10 protein-coding genes are annotated in these 15,703 nt (G+C 67.5%); 7 read left to right on the forward strand and 3 right to left on the reverse strand.

What is annotated here, in order from left to right:
- Positions 1 to 12 precede the first annotated feature (12 nt).
- From MWN52_RS09195 to MWN52_RS09215, 5 genes are all read left to right on the forward strand, one after another.
- The gene (locus tag MWN52_RS09195; protein WP_286577552.1) at positions 13 to 1,398 is read left to right on the forward strand and encodes an FAD/NAD(P)-binding protein; all 1,386 of its coding nucleotides are present in this window, start codon (positions 13 to 15) and stop codon (positions 1,396 to 1,398) included.
- A gap of 816 nt (positions 1,399 to 2,214) precedes the next feature.
- Positions 2,215 to 3,340 (forward strand): peptide chain release factor 2 gene (gene prfB / locus MWN52_RS09200; RefSeq protein ID WP_130518632.1). Its coding sequence is split into 2 segments (ribosomal slippage): positions 2,215 to 2,289 and positions 2,291 to 3,340, totalling 1,125 coding nucleotides; the frame shifts between segments, so codons are not numbered across the junction.
- Positions 3,341 to 3,465: 125 nt separating this feature from the next.
- Positions 3,466 to 4,983 carry a lysine--tRNA ligase gene (lysS, locus tag MWN52_RS09205; RefSeq protein ID WP_286577553.1) on the forward strand — a complete coding sequence of 506 codons (1,518 nt, stop codon included), beginning with the start codon at positions 3,466 to 3,468 and terminating at the stop codon, positions 4,981 to 4,983.
- Positions 4,984 to 5,286: 303 nt separating this feature from the next.
- Positions 5,287 to 6,426, forward strand: coding sequence for a response regulator (locus MWN52_RS09210; RefSeq protein ID WP_130518628.1), 1,140 nt, complete (start codon positions 5,287 to 5,289; stop codon positions 6,424 to 6,426).
- Between the two features lie 4 nt (positions 6,427 to 6,430).
- Positions 6,431 to 8,650 carry an ATP-binding protein gene (locus MWN52_RS09215; RefSeq protein ID WP_286577554.1) on the forward strand — a complete coding sequence of 740 codons (2,220 nt, stop codon included), beginning with the start codon at positions 6,431 to 6,433 and terminating at the stop codon, positions 8,648 to 8,650.
- 98 nt (positions 8,651 to 8,748) lie between these two features.
- Here MWN52_RS09215 and MWN52_RS09220 read toward each other — a convergent pair whose 3' ends face one another.
- From MWN52_RS09220 to acnA, 3 genes are all read right to left on the reverse strand, one after another.
- A complete protein-coding gene (locus MWN52_RS09220; RefSeq protein ID WP_286577555.1) occupies positions 8,749 to 9,624 on the reverse strand; it encodes a crotonase/enoyl-CoA hydratase family protein in 876 nt (291 codons plus the stop codon).
- Between the two features lie 272 nt (positions 9,625 to 9,896).
- Positions 9,897 to 11,582, reverse strand: a complete 1,686-nt coding sequence (locus tag MWN52_RS09225) for an AMP-binding protein (RefSeq protein ID WP_286577556.1) — start codon at positions 11,580 to 11,582, stop codon at positions 9,897 to 9,899.
- Between the two features lie 487 nt (positions 11,583 to 12,069).
- Positions 12,070 to 14,838, reverse strand: coding sequence for an aconitate hydratase AcnA (gene acnA, locus MWN52_RS09230; RefSeq protein WP_286577557.1), 2,769 nt, complete (start codon positions 14,836 to 14,838; stop codon positions 12,070 to 12,072).
- Positions 14,839 to 15,045: 207 nt separating this feature from the next.
- Between acnA and MWN52_RS09235 the strand changes: the two genes are divergently transcribed.
- Both MWN52_RS09235 and MWN52_RS09240 read left to right on the forward strand, forming a co-directional pair.
- Positions 15,046 to 15,276 carry an AbrB/MazE/SpoVT family DNA-binding domain-containing protein gene (locus MWN52_RS09235; RefSeq protein ID WP_130518617.1) on the forward strand — a complete coding sequence of 77 codons (231 nt, stop codon included), beginning with the start codon at positions 15,046 to 15,048 and terminating at the stop codon, positions 15,274 to 15,276.
- 10 nt (positions 15,277 to 15,286) lie between these two features.
- The gene (locus MWN52_RS09240) at positions 15,287 to 15,685 is read left to right on the forward strand and encodes a type II toxin-antitoxin system VapC family toxin (protein ID WP_130518614.1); all 399 of its coding nucleotides are present in this window, start codon (positions 15,287 to 15,289) and stop codon (positions 15,683 to 15,685) included.
- Positions 15,686 to 15,703: the final 18 nt, after the last annotated feature.

Below are 15,703 nucleotides of genomic sequence, written 5' to 3' on the forward strand. Positions count from 1 at the left end.
GGAAGGATCGCCATGCACATCACCCTGATCGGGGCAGGCTTCTGTGGAAGCGCACTCGCGGCGGAGCTGCTGCGCCAGGGCGGGCCACAGGCCCGCGTCACGCTGGTCGGTCAGCCGGAGACCTTCGGCCGCGGCGTGGCCTATGGTGCCGCGCGGCCCGAGCACCTGCTCAATGCGCGCGCCAAGGACCTGGGCCTGGTCGCCGACGCGCCGACCGGGTTCGCCGACGCACTGGCGCTGGGCGAGGGCGGGCGGCTGGGGTTCCTGCCTAGGCTGGCGTACGGCGACTATCTGCAGGACCAGCTGCACCAGGCCACGGCGCAGGCCCGGAACTTCGCCCGCATCGAGGAAGAAGTCATTGCGGTGGACCGCGTGCCCGGCGGCTTCCGCGTGCTGCTGGGCAATGGTGAGGACTTCCTCAGCGACCGCGTGGTCCTGTGCGTGGGCGCGCTTCCGCCGCAGCGCCTGGCCGGCGTCGGTCCGCGCCTGGCGGTGGACCGGCGCTACATCGGCTGGCCGTGGCAGGACGGGGCGATCGACGCCATCGCGCCGAACGCGCGACTGCTGATCGTCGGTACCGGACTGACCATGGCCGATGTGGTGGTGACGCTGCGCCAGCGCGACCATCGCGGGCCGATCACGGTGCTCTCGCGCCACGGCCTGATGCCGCTGCCCCATCTGGAGGCGCCCGGGACGCCGCTCGAGCTGCCGCCGAGCGTGCAGCAGAGCCTGCGCGACCACGATCTGCGCGGACTGGTGCGCACGCTGCGCCAGCTCTCCGCGGTGGTGGACGACTGGCGGCGCCTGATCGATGCGCTGCGCCCGCATCTGCAGCCGTTCTGGCGCGGACTGGATCAGGCCGACCGCGCCCGGTTTCTGCGCCACCTGCGCTCGCACTGGGAGGCGCTGCGCCATCGGGTGGCGCCCAAGGTCGCCGAGCAGCTGCAGGCCCTGCAGGATCGCGGCCAGCTGCGCGTGCTGGCCGGACGTCTGCTGCGCGCGCGGCTGGGCGCGCACGAGGTCGAGGCGCTGGTCCGGCCGCGTGGCGCGACCAGCGCCTGGGTGGGTCACTTCGACGTCCTGATCCGGGCGACGGGACTGGATACCGACATCGAGCGCACCAGCCATCCGCTGGTGGCCACCCTGCGCGACGCAGGCCTGCTGGGTGCGGACCCGCTGGGCCTGGGCGTGGACGTGGACGAGCGTCTGCAGGTGCGCGATCGTTCCGGCAGTGCGGTGCCGGGCCTGTACTGCCTGGGCCCGCTGCTGCGGGGCCAGCTGTGGGAGATCACCGCCGTGCCCGAACTGCGCGCCGCCGCCCGCACCCTGGCCACGCGGCTGCTGGCGCAGCCGGCCGACTCGGACGCAGGACAGCCGGCGCTGCGCGCGGCGGTCTGAGCGAAGGACAGCGACACGGCGCCAGTGCAAGCGCGACGCAATGTGCGTGTGACTTTCCAGCGACGCGTTCGGGCTGCTGATGAGGGGGCTTTTCTCCCGATCGGGCGCCGCTACGTGTGAGTGTCTCGGCTTCGGAAGGGCAGCGGTCCGGCGGGCGGCGTCCGCTTTTCCCTCAATCAGGGCATCCTGCCCTGATTCGGGCGCTCGGCTCCTGCCTCGCTCGTCGCGGCCACCGCCCGCCGGCCCGCTGCTGCGCGCGTTGAGTCAGGGGGCTTCTAGTCAAAAGTTGAAATGGTTTGATCCATCAGCTGCTGGCCTCGATGTGGCCGGTTAGGCAGAGAACGGGCCGGCACGGTCCGCAGCGGCGGCCGGTGCAATCAGTCCTTGCAGAATGCCGGCCCAATCCCTGTGGGAGCAACTGTCTCCTCAAATCTTGCGACGGTCTGCCTGTAGAGCGGAGCTTGCTCCGCTGGGGCCTTTTCCATGAACTGAACGAAGAGCAGCGGAGCAAGCTCCGCTCTACAGGTGGGAGGTGAGCCGCCATGGCGGCGATGGGGCTCCCCCGGTAGAGCCTCCTCGCCGCCATTGGCCGAAAAGGCCACAAGGGCGGCTCCCACAGAGGCATGAGGCGGTCACGGCTCCATCCGAGAATCGCCCCTGGTTGCGGACCGAGCCGAGGAGTCGCCCGGCCGGGTCGAGGCTGGGCACCGAAGTCTGTTCACCGGGCTCGAACTGCTGCGAGACCCGAAAAAGAGGCCTCTAAGGCAGTCTTGCTAGAATGGCGGGCTATCCATCGCCACGCATCGCATCGCTCCCATGATCGAACTCAATCCCGTCCGCCAGCGCATCGCCGACCTGACCGAGCGGCTGGGCTCGCTCAGGGGGTATCTTTGACTACGACGCCAAGCGCGAGCGTCTGGAAGAAGTCGAGCGCGAGCTCGAAAACCCCGATATCTGGAACGACCCCGAGCGCGCCCAGAACCTGGGCCGCGAGCGCGCCCAGCTGGACCGCACGGTCAACGGCATCCGCGACCTGACCGAAGGCCTCAACGGCGCCAGCGAGCTGCTGGAACTGGCCGAGATGGAATCCGACGAGGACACCGCCAACGCGGTGGTCGCCGACGTCGAACGCTTCGCCCGCGACGTGGACAAGCTGGAATTCCAGCGCATGTTCTCCGGCGAGATGGACGCCACCAACGCCTTTGTCGACATCCAGGCCGGCGCCGGCGGCACCGAGGCCCAGGACTGGGCCGAGATCCTGCTGCGCATGTACCTGCGCTGGGCCGAGGGCCGCGGCTGGAAGGTCGAGCTGATGGAGGCCTCGGCCGGCGAAGTGGCCGGCATCAAGTCGGCGACCTTCCGCGTGGAGGGCGACTATGCCTACGGCTGGCTCAAGACCGAGATCGGCGTGCACCGGCTGGTGCGCAAGTCGCCGTTCGACTCGGACAACCGACGCCACACCAGCTTCACCAGCGTGTTCGTCTCGCCCGAGGTCGACGACAACATCGACATCGAGATCAATCCGGCCGATCTGAAGACCGACGTCTACCGCTCCTCCGGCGCCGGCGGCCAGCACGTCAACAAGACCGAGTCGGCCGTGCGCATCACCCACGTGCCGTCCGGCGTGGTGGTGGCCTGCCAGACCGAGCGCAGTCAGCACGCCAACCGCGACCGCGCCATGAAGATGCTCAAGGCCAAGCTCTACGAGATCGAGATCCAGAAGCGCAACGCCGAGAAGAACGCGCTGGAAGCCACCAAGTCCGACATCGGCTGGGGCAGCCAGATCCGCAACTACGTGCTCGACCAGAGTCGCATCAAGGATCTGCGCACCGGCGTGGAGCGCTCGGATACGCAGAAGGTGCTCGACGGCGACCTGGACGAATTCCTCGAGGCCAGCCTCAAGTCCGGCCTAGACGCGGGCGCCAAGCGCGTCGATGCCTGAAGGCAGGAGTGCGTGGAGCGGCGTGAGAGGTGAGTCGAGGCGGGCCGTGCCTGCCGCCACACTCGCCGTCTCCCGCTCTTGCTCGCTTCTTACTTCTCACTTCTCCCAACCTTAGTCCTCACCCCATGACCGACCAGCCCACCACCACGCCCCCCGACGAGAACAGCCTCATCGCCGAGCGCCGCGGCAAGCTCACCGCGCTGCGCGGGCAGGGCATCGCCTATCCCAACGACTTCAAGCGCGAGGTCTATGCCGGCGATCTGCAGGCTGAGTTCGCCGACGCGGAGACCTTCACCGCCGAGGTGCTCGAAGGGCTGGATCGCCAGGTCAAGCTGGCCGGCCGGCTGATGGCCAAGCGGGTGATGGGCAAGGCCAGCTTCGCCCAGGTGCAGGACGAGTCCGGGCGCATCCAGTTGTTCCTGCAGGGCAATACGCTGGGCGAGGCCTATACCGCGTTCAAGGGCTGGGACGTGGGCGACATCATCGCCGTGGAAGGCACGCTGACCCGCACCAAGACCGGTGAGCTGTCGATCAAGGCCACCACGATCCGCCTGCTGACCAAGTCGCTGCGCCCGCTGCCGGACAAGTGGCACGGCCTGAGCGATGTCGAGCAGCGCTATCGCCAGCGCTATGTCGATCTGATCGTGACGCCTGAGTCGCGCGAGGTGTTCATCAAGCGCAGCAAGATCATCCGCGCCATCCGCGCCTGGCTCGACGCGCGCCGCTTCCTGGAAGTGGAAACGCCGATGATGCATTACATCCCCGGCGGCGCCACGGCCAAGCCGTTCACCACACACCACAACGCGCTGGACCTGCAGCTGTACCTGCGCGTGGCGCCGGAGCTCTATCTCAAGCGTCTGGTCGTCGGCGGCCTGGAGCGCGTGTACGAGATCAACCGCAACTTCCGCAACGAAGGCGTCTCCACGCGCCACAACCCCGAATTCACCATGCTCGAGCTGTACGAGGCCTACGCCACGTACCACGAGGTGATGGACCTGACCGAAGGCGTGATCCGCGATACCGCCCAGACCGTGCTCGGCACCACGCAGGTGGAATGGGACGGCGCGCGGATCGACCTGGGCCCGGCGTTCCGCCGCTGGCGCATGGACGAGGCCGTGCGCCATCACAACCCGGAGATCACCGCCGCCGACTGCACCGACCGCGACGCTCTGCGGCGCCACTGCGAGCGGCTGGGCATCAAGTTCAAGCCGTCCTGGGGCTGGGGCAAGCTGCTGCTGGAAATCTTCGAGGCCACCGTCGAGCACACTCTGGTGCAGCCGACCTTCATCACCGACCACCCGGTCGAGGTCTCGCCGCTGGCCCGCGCCAGCGATACCGAGGCCGGCTACACCGACCGCTTCGAGCTGTTCATCAACGGCAAGGAGATCGCCAACGGCTTCTCCGAGCTCAACGATCCGGAAGACCAGGCCGCGCGCTTCCGCGCCCAGGTCGAGGCCAAGGACAGCGGCGACGACGAGGCCATGCACTTCGACGCCGACTACATCCGCGCCCTGGAGTACGGCATGGCGCCGACCGGCGGCCTGGGCATCGGCATCGACCGCCTGGTGATGCTGCTGACCGGCACCTCCTCAATCCGCGACGTGCTGCTGTTCCCCTACATGCGGCCCGAGACCCAGGGTTGAAAAGTGACGCAGCCGGGCAGGCCAGCCTGCTTGGCTCTCAATTGGTTGCATAGGAAACTTTTTGCGCGCGGACCAAAGGCCTGGAAATGGCGGCATTTGGCCCCTTTCCACCGGGTTGGACGTCTTTCCATCAGGGATTGACGGTTTTTTGCCGAAAGATCCGACTCGGGTTCGGTGGCATGCTTCATGCTTGACAGTAGGTCTCGATCCGTGGCGTGCGCCGCGATTCGAGGCGGGAATCCCGATGCGGCGGGGTTCCTTCACATTCTGGCAGCCTCGTAATCCCCCGAGAGGTGGTGTTTCATGCTTACCCCGAGCCGCGTGTTCACTGCGGTGTCCTCCCCGACGGACCAGCAACGCTGGCCCAATGGCGCAGGTAGCGAATTGAACATCGTCATCATCGACGACCAGGCGTCCGCGCGGACCATGCTGCGCCACGTGATCGAGGACATCGCCACCGAGCTGGCGGTGCACGATTTCGGCGACCCGCAGGTGGCGCTGGAGTGGTGTAGCCAGCACCGCACCGACCTGCTGCTGCTGGACTACCGCATGCCGGGCATGGACGGGCTGGAGTTCGCCCGCCGCTTCCGCCGCCTGCCCATGCACCGCGACATCCCGGTGATCCTGATCACCGTGGTCGGCGACGAGCCGATCCGCCAGGCCGCGCTGGAGGCCGGGGTCATCGATTTCCTGGTCAAGCCGGTGCGCCCGCGTGAGCTGCGCGCCCGCTGTCGCAACCTGCTGCAGCTGCGCCAGCAGTCGGAGAACGTCAAGCAGCGCGCGCTGTCGCTGGAGCAGCGCCTGCTGTCGAGCATGCACGAGGTCGAGGAGCGCGAGCGCGAGACGCTCTCGCGCCTGGCCCGCGCCATCGAGTACCGCGACAGCGGCACCAGCGCCTTCCTGGAACGCATGGCGCGAATCGCCGCGCTGGTGGCCGAGCAGCTGGGCATGGGCGAGGAGGACGTGCGCGCCATCGAGCTGGCCGCGCCCCTGCACGACATGGGCAAGATCGCCATCCCCGACGCGGTGCTGATGAAGCCCGGCCCGCTGGACGCCGAGGAGCTGGCGGTCATGCGCCGGCATCCGAAGATCGGCCATGAGCTGCTCAGCGGCAGCCAGAACCGGCTGATCCAGACCGGCGCGATCATCGCCCTGCGCCATCACGAGCGCTTCGACGGCAGCGGCTATCCCGACGGCCTGCGCGGTGAGCAGATCCCGATCGAGGCGCGCATCGTGGCGGTGGCCGACGTGTTCGACGCGCTGATCTCCGCACGCCCCTACAAGCCGGCATGGACGCGCGATGCGGCGCTGGCCTATCTCTACGCGCAGCGCGGGCGGTTGTTCGACCCGGCCTGCGTGGACGCGCTGTTCCGCGGCCGCGAGCGGCTGGACCAGATCTGCGACCGTTATTCGACGCTGCAAGCACGCCCCGGATTGGAGTAGTCCCATGGCCGCCCTGCTGCAACAGTTCAAAGAGCGCCTGCCGGCGCGTCGCGACAACGAACACGGCCAGGCCCTGGTCCGGATCGCGCTGATCAGCCTGATCCTGATGTACGTGCTGCTGCCGCCGGTGCGCGCGCAGCTGCCGGCCGCGCAGTACGAGGGCGTGCTGGCCATCGTGCTCAGCGGCCTGACCCTGGGCTGCATCCTGCTGGGCTGGATGTGGCTGCGTCCTGAGCGCTCGGACACGCGCCGGATCATCGGCATGCTCGCCGACTACGGCCTGATGGCCGCCGGCATGATCCAGATGGGCGAGCCGCTGGGCTGGGTGTATGTGGTGGTGATGTGGGTCACCGTCGGCAACGGCATGCGCTACGGCAACAACTATCTGTACCTGGCCGTGGCCATGGCGATGGTCAGCTTCACCACCACGGTCCTGATGACCGACTACTGGCTGTCCAATCTGAAGCTGGGCATCGGTCTGATCGGCGGCCTGGCCGCGGTGCCGCTGTACTTCTCCAACCTGCTGCGCAAGCTGACCCGTGCCAGCGCCGACGCGCGCCGCGCCAGCGAGGCCAAGAGCCGCTTCCTGGCCAATATGAGCCATGAGTTCCGCACGCCGCTCAACGGCCTGTCGGGCATGACCGAGGTGCTGGCCACCACGCGCCTGGACGCCGAGCAGCGCGAATGCCTGAACACCATCCAGGCCTCGGCCCGCAGCCTGCTGGCGCTGGTGGAAGAGGTGCTGGACATCTCGGCGATCGAGGCCGGCAAGCTGCGCCTGGACATCAGCGAGTTCGCCCCGCGCGAGCTGGTCAAGCATGTGGGCTTCATCATGCTGCCGCAGGCCAAGGCCAAGAAGCTGGACTACACCGTCCACTTCGCCGACGACGTGCCGGCCACGCTGATGGGCGATGCGCGCCACCTGCGTCAGGTGCTGATCAATCTGGTCGGCAACGCGGTCAAGTTCACCGACCGCGGCGGCGTGCGCATCCAGGTCGTCACCGTGCCTTCGATCGATGCGCGCGTGCGCCTGCGCTTCACGGTGATCGACACCGGAGTGGGCATCCCGCCGCGGCTGCAGGACCGGCTGTTCGAGGCCTTCGAGCAGGCCGATGTCAGCCTGAGCCGTCGCTACGGAGGCACCGGCCTGGGCGCGGCCATCGCCAAGGGCCTGACCGAGGCCATGGGCGGGGCCATCGGCTTCGAGAGCGAAGTCGGTCTGGGCAGCACCTTCTGGGTCGAAGTGCCGTTCGACGGCGTGGTGCCCAGCGAGACACCGATGGTGCCGGCGCTGGCCGAGGACGTCGCCGAGGTCGAGGAGCTGGTCGAGGTGGGTACCGCGCCGGAGGGACGCGCGGAGAACGTCATCGCCTTCTCCGACCCCTTCCTACGTCATCGCGCGCGCGTGCGCAGCATGCAGATCCTGGTGGCCGACGACCACGAGGCCAACCGCATGGTGCTGCAGCGCCTGCTGCAGAAGGCCGGTCACCGCGTGGTCTGCGTCAACGGCGGCGAGGAGGTGCTCGACGCCCTGGCGGTGACCGACTACGACGCGGCCATCATCGATCTGCACATGCCCGGCATGAGCGGGCTGGACCTGCTCAAGGAACTGCGCGTGATGCAGGCCGGCGGCGGGCCGCGCACGCCGGTGCTGGTGCTCAGCGCCGATGTCACCCCGCAATCGATCAGCAGCTGCGAGCAGGCCGGCGCCTACGCCTTCCTGGCCAAGCCGGTGGTGGCGAGCAAGCTGCTGGATGCGCTCAACGACATCGCCAGCAACAGTGGCCTGCGGCAGACGGCTGCCAAGCCTGGCGTGGCGCGTGGCAATGAGGCGGCCGGCGCGAGCCAGGCCGAGGTGTTCGACCCGCACGTGCTGGACGAACTGCTGCAGCTGGGCATGGGCGAGGCCTTCGAACAGGAATTCGTCCAGCAATGCCTCAACGACGCCGAGGCCTGTTTCCACGGCATGCTGCGCGCCGGCGAGCAGCCGGACTGGGAACGCATGCGCGAATACGCACATGCGCTGAAAGGTGTCGCCGGCAACCTGGGCATGTCGCGTCTGGCCGAGGAGAGCGGTCAGTTCATGCGCATGGCCGACTGGCAGATGCTGGCCGAATGGCGCCAGCGCATGCACCAGCTCGACGGCCACTTCCGCATGGGGCGTGAGGCGCTGGCCGCGCGTGCACAGCAGCGCCGCAAGGCGCGCGATGGCGGCGAGCGTTGATCATCCCGCGCCCGAGGCCACGGGCGCGCAGCGTCTTTCAGGTTTGATGGAATGACCAACCCCGCCTTGCGGCCGGGTTGGGAATCCATTCCGGCAGGTCAGGCCACCACGTCCAGGCTGGCGCGGCGGGTCTGCGCCTTGACCAGGCGGTCCATGGTACGCAGCGACTTGTCGCCCAGGGCCAGCGCGGTCTCGACCCACACCTTGGTGATCTCCATCAGTTCGTCGTAGCTGACGGCCTGGGCCAGGTTGCGGGCCGAGTTCATCGCAAGATAGGAGTGCGGAATGCGGCGCTGGGTGCGGATCAGGTCCTCGACGGCCGCCACGCCCTGGCCCTTGGGCACCAGGATGTCGACCACGCCCAGCTTGTACATCTCCTCGCTGCTGTAGACGCGGCCTTCAAGGATGATCTTCTCGGCCACCTGCGGCGCCACGCGACGGCACAGGAACGAGTAGGCGCCCATGCCCGGGAACAGGCCGAACAGCACCTCCGGCAGGCCCATGCCGCAGCCTTCCTCGGCCACGATGGTGTGGCAGGCCAGCGCCATCTCAAGGCCGCCGCCCAGCGCATCGCCCTGGATCAGCGCGATGCTGCGCACGTCGCCGCCGAAGCCCACGTGCAGGTGGTGCACACCTTCCACGCAGCGCTGGGCATAGGCCAGCAGACGGTCGCGGTTGCCTTCGCGGATCAGCTGGGTGAACAGGTTCAGATCGCCGCCCAGGTTGTAGGCCGCCGCGTCCGAAGCCAGCACGAAGTGGCGCAGCGCGCCGCTGGCGCGTTGCGCGGGGGGCAGGGTGATCTGGTTCATCACCGCCCACATTTCGTCGAGCATGTCCTTGCGGCAGCACGGGCGCACGCCCGTAGCGGCATCGGCATGCATGTACAGCCAGTGCGCGTTGCCCTCGTGGGTCGTTTCGGTGCGGATGGTGGAGTAGGTGCGCTGACGCGGCTGGAGCTTTTCGATCAGGTTCATGGCGGCGATCTCTTGAAGGGCGTGAGAGAGAAGGGGGTCGTCGCCGCGTCGGGGGCCGCGGCGACGCCGATCCTACACCTGAACCAAGTGTTAAATGCGTCAAAAAAAGCCCGTGACTCAATGACTTAGAGTAACCCGGGCGAAAGTCCGTTTTTAGTGTGATAGACATCACCAAAGTGTGCAGAGGCCCTCGCCGACGGCCTGCGGCGGGCGCACACTTCCTGAAATGTGTGGCGCGCCGGCGTGACGCCGGCGGCCGCACGCCGCCGCATTCAGCGCGCGGCTTTCTCCTGCTGGCGCAGTTCCTTGCGCAGGATCTTGCCCACGTTGCTCTTGGGCAGCTCGTCCCTGAATTCGATCCGGCGCGGCTGCTTGTAGCCGGTGAGGTTCTCGCGGCAGAACGCCTTGACGTCGGCCTCGCTCAGGGCCGGGTCCTTGCGCACGATGAAGACCTTGACCACCTCGCCGGAGTGCTCGTCCGGCACGCCGACCGCGGCCACTTCCAGCACGCCGGGCATGCCGGCGATCACGTCCTCGATCTCGTTGGGATACACGTTGAAGCCGGACACCAGGATCATGTCCTTCTTGCGGTCGACGATGTAGAAGAAGCCGCGCGCGTCCATCCGCGCCATGTCGCCGGTGTGCAGCCAGCCCTCGTCATCGATGACCTTGGCGGTCTCGTCGGGACGGTTCCAGTAGCCCTTCATGACCTGGGGGCCCTTGATGCACAGCTCGCCGACCGTGTCGTCGCCGCCGGGCAGGGTCTTGCCGTCGTCGTCCTTGAGGCAGCAGTCGGTCGAGGGCACCGGCAGGCCGATGGCGCCGTTGTAGTCGGCCAGATCCATCGGGTTGATGCATGCCGCCGGCGAGGTCTCGGTCAGGCCGTAGGCTTCGATCAGGGTCACGCCGGTGACCTTCTTCCAGCGCTCGGCCACGCTGCGCTGCACCGCCATGCCGCCGCCCAGGGTCAGGCGCAGATGGCTGAAGTCGATCTGGTCGAAGCCCGGCGTGTTCAGCAGGCCGTTGAACAAGGTGTTGACGCCGGTCATCGCGGTGAACGGTGCCTTGGAGAGCTCCTTGACGAAACCCTTCATGTCGCGCGGGTTGGTGATCAGGTGGTTGAGGCCGCCGCACTTCATGAAGACCAGGCAGTTCGCCGTCAGGGCGAAGATGTGGTACAGCGGCAGCGCGGTGATGATGTACTCCTCGCCCGGTCGCGTCTTGATGCCGACCCAGGTCGAGGCCTGCTGCATGTTGGCCACCAGGTTGCGGTGGGTCAGCATCGCGCCCTTGGCCACGCCGGTGGTGCCGCCGGTGTACTGCAGGAAGGCGATGTCGTCGGGCTGGATGTCCAGCTGGGGCAGCGGCTTGCTGCCCTGGCGCAGCACGTCCTTGAAGCGCACGGCGCCGGCGATCTCGTAATCGGGCACCATCTTCTTGACGTACTTCAGGACGAAGTTGACCAGCGGGCCCTTGGGAAAGCCCAGCATGTCGCCCAGTGCGGTGGTGATGACGTGGCGCACGCCGCTGCCTTCCAGCGCCTTCTGCGCGGTGACGCCGAAGTTGTCGACCACGATCAGGGTCGACACACCGGCATCGTGCAGCTGGTGGTGCAGCTCGCGGTCGGTGTAGAGCGGGTTGACGTTCACCACCGTCAGCCCGGCGCGCAGGATGCCGAAGATCGAGATCGGGTACTGCAGGCAGTTGGGCATCATCACCGCGACGCGGTCGCCGCGCTTGAGCTTGAGCTCATGCAGCAGGTAGCTGGCCATCTGCTGGCTGAGGCGGTCGATGTCGGCGTAGGTCAGCACCTTGCCGAAGTTGGAGAACGCCGGCTTGTCGCGGTAGGTGGCGATGGCCGTGTCCAGCACATCGACGATCGAGCGGTACTCATCGACGTCGATCTCGTGCGGAACTCCTGCGGGATAGCTGGCAAACCAGGGCCGTTCCTGCGTCATCGTGTCAAGCCCCTCCCAGGGTGCTAGGGTCGAGGCGCGGCCGGCCGATCCGGCGTTTCCCCCGAAAAATCGCGATGAGCATACCGGCAGTCGCCGCAAACCGGAATCTTTCCATACTTTTCCGAATGGTCAGGGCGGAGGGATCAGGCGCGGAGGGCTGAGCGGGCGCTAGAGGGCGCGCGGTTTGGACCGGTCTTGCGCAGAAGAAGGTCCAGGGCTTGCGCAGCATTGGCGCGCCGGCCGCGGTCGTTTCAAGGGCGACCGGTCAGATCCGTATTCCCGCGCACGCGCAAATCCGGTGCCGTTGACTGTCTGTGCGGAAGTCCATGGGTTCCCGCGTTCGCAGGAACGACGATGGAGTGCTTGCCGATGTCTGATGGGCCACCGGCGCCATGCATTTCATGAACGCGCGGCCGCGGCGCAGAGGGTTGCGCGGATTCGAACGCTCCCGCGCAGCTGCGCGGGAGCGGGTGCATCGATGCCGAGGTCAGGCCGCCTGCTTGGCGGCGAGCTGGCGCAGGACGTAGTGCAGCAGGCCGCCGTGACGGAAGTACTCGACTTCCTTCGGCGTCAGCAGCAGCACGCGCACCTCGAACTTGACCTCGCTGCCGTCGGCCTTCTTCGCCACGACCTGCGCGGTCTTGGACGTGCCGTCGTCCAGGCCGGTGATGTCGATCACCTCCGAGCCGTCCAGTCCCAGGGTCTGCGCGTTCTCGCCGTTCTTGAACTGCAGCGGCAGCACGCCCATGCCGACCAGGTTGGAGCGGTGGATGCGCTCGAAGCTCTCGGCGATTACGGCCTTGATGCCGAGCAGGTTGGTGCCCTTGGCCGCCCAGTCGCGCGAGGAACCGGTGCCGTATTCCTTGCCGGCCAGGACCACCAGGGGCACACCGTCGGCCTTGTACTTCATCGCCGCGTCATAGATCGCCAGCTTCTCCGGCGTGCCGCCGGCCTTGGGGTAGTACAGCGCGTTGCCGCCTTCCTCGCCGCCGAACACCAGGTTCTTGATGCGGATGTTGGCGAAGGTGCCGCGCACCATCACATCGTCGTTGCCGCGGCGGCTGCCGTAGCTGTTGAAGTCGGCCGGCTGCACGCCGCGCTCCTGCAGGAAGCGGCCCGCCGGCGAGTCCTTCTTGATATTGCCCGCCGGCGAGATGTGGTCGGTGGTGATCGAGTCGCCGAAGATGCCCATCACGCGGGCGCCGTGCACATCGTCGATGGTGCCCGACTGCGCCGACATGCCGTCGAAGTAGGGCGGGTTCTTGATGTAGGTCGACTTGGCGTCCCACTGGTACAGGCCGCCGTCGGGCGAGGCGATGTTGTTCCAGCGGCTGTCGCCCTTGAACACGTCGGCGTAGTTCTTCTTGAACATCTCCGGGCCGATGGTTTTGGCGATGAAGTCGCCGATCTCCTTGTTGGTCGGCCAGATGTCCTTGAGGTACACGTCCTGGCCGTCGCTGCCCTTGCCCAGCGGCTGGGTGGTCAGGTCGATGTCGGTCGTGCCGGCGATCGCGTAGGCCACTACCAGCGGCGGGGAGGCCAGGTAGTTCATCTTCACTTCCGGGTGCACGCGGCCTTCGAAGTTGCGGTTGCCCGACAGCACCGAGGTCACCACCAGGTCGCCCTTGGCGATGGCGGCCGAGACGTCTTCCGGCAGCGGGCCGGAGTTGCCGATGCAGGTGGTGCAGCCGTAGCCGACCAGGTAGAAGCCGAGCTTCTCCAGGTCGTCCATGACCCCCGCCTTCTTCAGGTAGTCGGTGACCACCAGTGAGCCCGGGCCCAGCGAGGTCTTGACCCACGGCGCGGACTTGAGGCCCTTGGCCACCGCGTTGCGGGCGAGCAGGCCGGCGCCCAGCATCACCGCCGGATTGGAAGTGTTGGTGCAGGAGGTGATCGCGGCGATCACCACCGCGCCGTCCTTCAGCTCCCAGCCCGCGCCACTGCTGGCGGCCGGCTCGTTGACCGACTCGCGCGCGCCGACGGCGGTGCCGCCGCCGCCCTCGTTGGCCAGCCGATCCACCTGACGCGCGTCGCTGGTGCGCTTCTTCTCGCGCGCCTCGGCGAACGGCGCCAGGCTGTCGCGGTAGTTCTTCTGCATGTCGCTGAGCAGGACGCGGTCCTGCGGGCGCTTGGGGCCGGCCAGCGAGGGCTTCACCTCGCCCATGTCCAGGTGCAGGGTGGCGCTGTACTGGGCATGCGGGCTGCTGGCGTCGTGCCACAGGCCCTGGGCCTTGGCGTAGGCCTCGACCAGGGCGATATGGTCCTCGCTGCGGCCGGACAGGCGCAGGTAGTTCAGCGATTCGGCGTCGACCGGGAAGATGCCGCAGGTCGCGCCGTACTCGGGCGCCATGTTGCCGATCGTGGCGCGATCGGCCAGCGGCAGGTGCTGCAGGCCTTCGCCGTAGAACTCGACGAACTTGCCCACCACGCCCAGCTTGCGCAGCATCTGGGTGACGGTCAGCACCAGGTCGGTCGCGGTGGCGCCCTCGGGCAGCTTGCCGGTCAGCTCGAAGCCCACCACCTGCGGGATCAGCATCGAGGACGGCTGGCCCAGCATCGCGGCCTCGGCCTCGATGCCACCCACGCCCCAGCCCAGTACGCCGATGCCGTTGATCATGGTGGTGTGCGAGTCGGTGCCGAACACCGTGTCCGGATAGGCGTAGCTGACCCCGTCCTTGTCGGCGGTCATGACCACGCGCGCCAGGTGTTCCAGGTTGACCTGGTGGACGATGCCGGTATTGGGCGGCACCACCTTGAAGTCGTTGAAGGCCTTCTGGCCCCAGCGCAGGAAACTGTAGCGCTCGGCATTGCGCTGGAACTCGATCTTGCCGTTGAGGTCCAGCGCGTCGGGCTTGCCGAACACGTCCACCTGCACCGAATGGTCGATCACCAGTTCGGAAGGGATCTGCGGGTTGATCTGCTCGGCCTTGCCGCCCAGTTTGACCACCGCATCGCGCATGGCGGCCAGGTCGACCACGCAGGGCACGCCGGTGAAGTCCTGCAGCACCACGCGCGCGGGCATGAAGGCGATCTCGGTGTCCGGCTCGGCCTTGGCGTCCCACTTGGCCACCGCCTCGATGTGCTCGGGCGTGACGCTGACCCCGTCCTCGCCGCGCAGCAGGTTCTCCAGCAGGATCTTCATGGAGTAGGGCAGGCGGGCGATGTCGAAACGCTCGCCGAGCTTGGGAAGGCTGAAGTAGGTATAGGAGGTTCCCGCCACGTCCAGCGTGCTGCGGGTCTTGAAGGTGTCACTCATGCTCGGGCTCCTGTTCGAGGTGACTTGCGCCATGACCTGGTGGCCCGGCGCTGGCTGTTCGATGACGGCCTCGCTATTCAGTATCGGCCTTCCGGCGTGACTGGGGAGTGTCCGGATGGCCTGCTGTGTGCCTGCCGGCGCACGATTCCGCTATCGGTATGGAGATCCAAGTATGTATAATCCGTGCATACTTCAAGAGGTGCACTCATGGAAGCCACCGTTGCCGAACGCGGCCAGATCACCCTGCCCAAGGCGGTGCGCGATGCCCTGGGGCTGACCAAGGGCACGCTGTTGAAGGTGGAGCTGGACGGCAGCCGCATCGTGCTGCGCAAGAGCGTGGACGATGCGATCTCCAAGGCGCGCGGGCGCTTCGCGCTGGACGGCTTCGACTCGCCCGAGGCCGCCGTGCGCGCCGCCCGCGAGCCGGCCAAGCGCTGATCCTGCGCCTGTGATCGCCATCGATTCGCCCGTGCTGGTGGACCTGCTGACCGACGGCCCGCAGGCCGATGCGGCCGAGGCCTGCCTGCGCCAATGCCTGGCCAGCGGCCGGGTCGTGGTCTGCGACATCGCCCTGGCCGAGGTCTGCAGCGCCCTGCGCAACGGCGCCGAGGCGCTGACGGTGCTGGAGGAGATGGGCATCCATTTCAGCGCGCTGGAATCCAAGTCGGCCCTGCGCGCCGGCGAGATGCAGCGCCGCTACCGCCAGCGCGGCGGCGGGCCGCATGCGCTGCCCGATTTCCTCATCGGGGCCCACGCGCTGCTGCAGTGCGATGCGCTGATCACCCACAACCACGCTTTTTACCGCGACTACTTCAAGGGATTGAAGCTGATCGCGCCGCGGGTCTGACCCGCTCCCTCTTCACAC

This window comes from Pseudoxanthomonas winnipegensis (genome assembly GCF_030322905.1).
Lineage (GTDB): Bacteria > Pseudomonadota > Gammaproteobacteria > Xanthomonadales > Xanthomonadaceae > Pseudoxanthomonas_A > Pseudoxanthomonas_A winnipegensis.

Excerpts from the sequence above, each read along its gene's own strand:
- MWN52_RS09195 (WP_286577552.1), top strand. The coding sequence starts at position 13 with ATGCACATCACCCTGATCGGGGCAGGCTTCTGTGGAAGCGCACTCGCG.
- lysS (WP_286577553.1), top strand. The coding sequence starts at position 3,466 with ATGACCGACCAGCCCACCACCACGCCCCCCGACGAGAACAGCCTCATC.
- MWN52_RS09210 (WP_130518628.1), top strand. The coding sequence starts at position 5,287 with ATGCTTACCCCGAGCCGCGTGTTCACTGCGGTGTCCTCCCCGACGGAC.
- MWN52_RS09215 (WP_286577554.1), top strand. The coding sequence starts at position 6,431 with ATGGCCGCCCTGCTGCAACAGTTCAAAGAGCGCCTGCCGGCGCGTCGC.
- MWN52_RS09220 (WP_286577555.1), bottom strand. The coding sequence starts at position 9,624 with ATGAACCTGATCGAAAAGCTCCAGCCGCGTCAGCGCACCTACTCCACC.
- MWN52_RS09225 (WP_286577556.1), bottom strand. The coding sequence starts at position 11,582 with ATGACGCAGGAACGGCCCTGGTTTGCCAGCTATCCCGCAGGAGTTCCG.
- acnA (WP_286577557.1), bottom strand. The coding sequence starts at position 14,838 with ATGAGTGACACCTTCAAGACCCGCAGCACGCTGGACGTGGCGGGAACC.
- MWN52_RS09235 (WP_130518617.1), top strand. The coding sequence starts at position 15,046 with ATGGAAGCCACCGTTGCCGAACGCGGCCAGATCACCCTGCCCAAGGCG.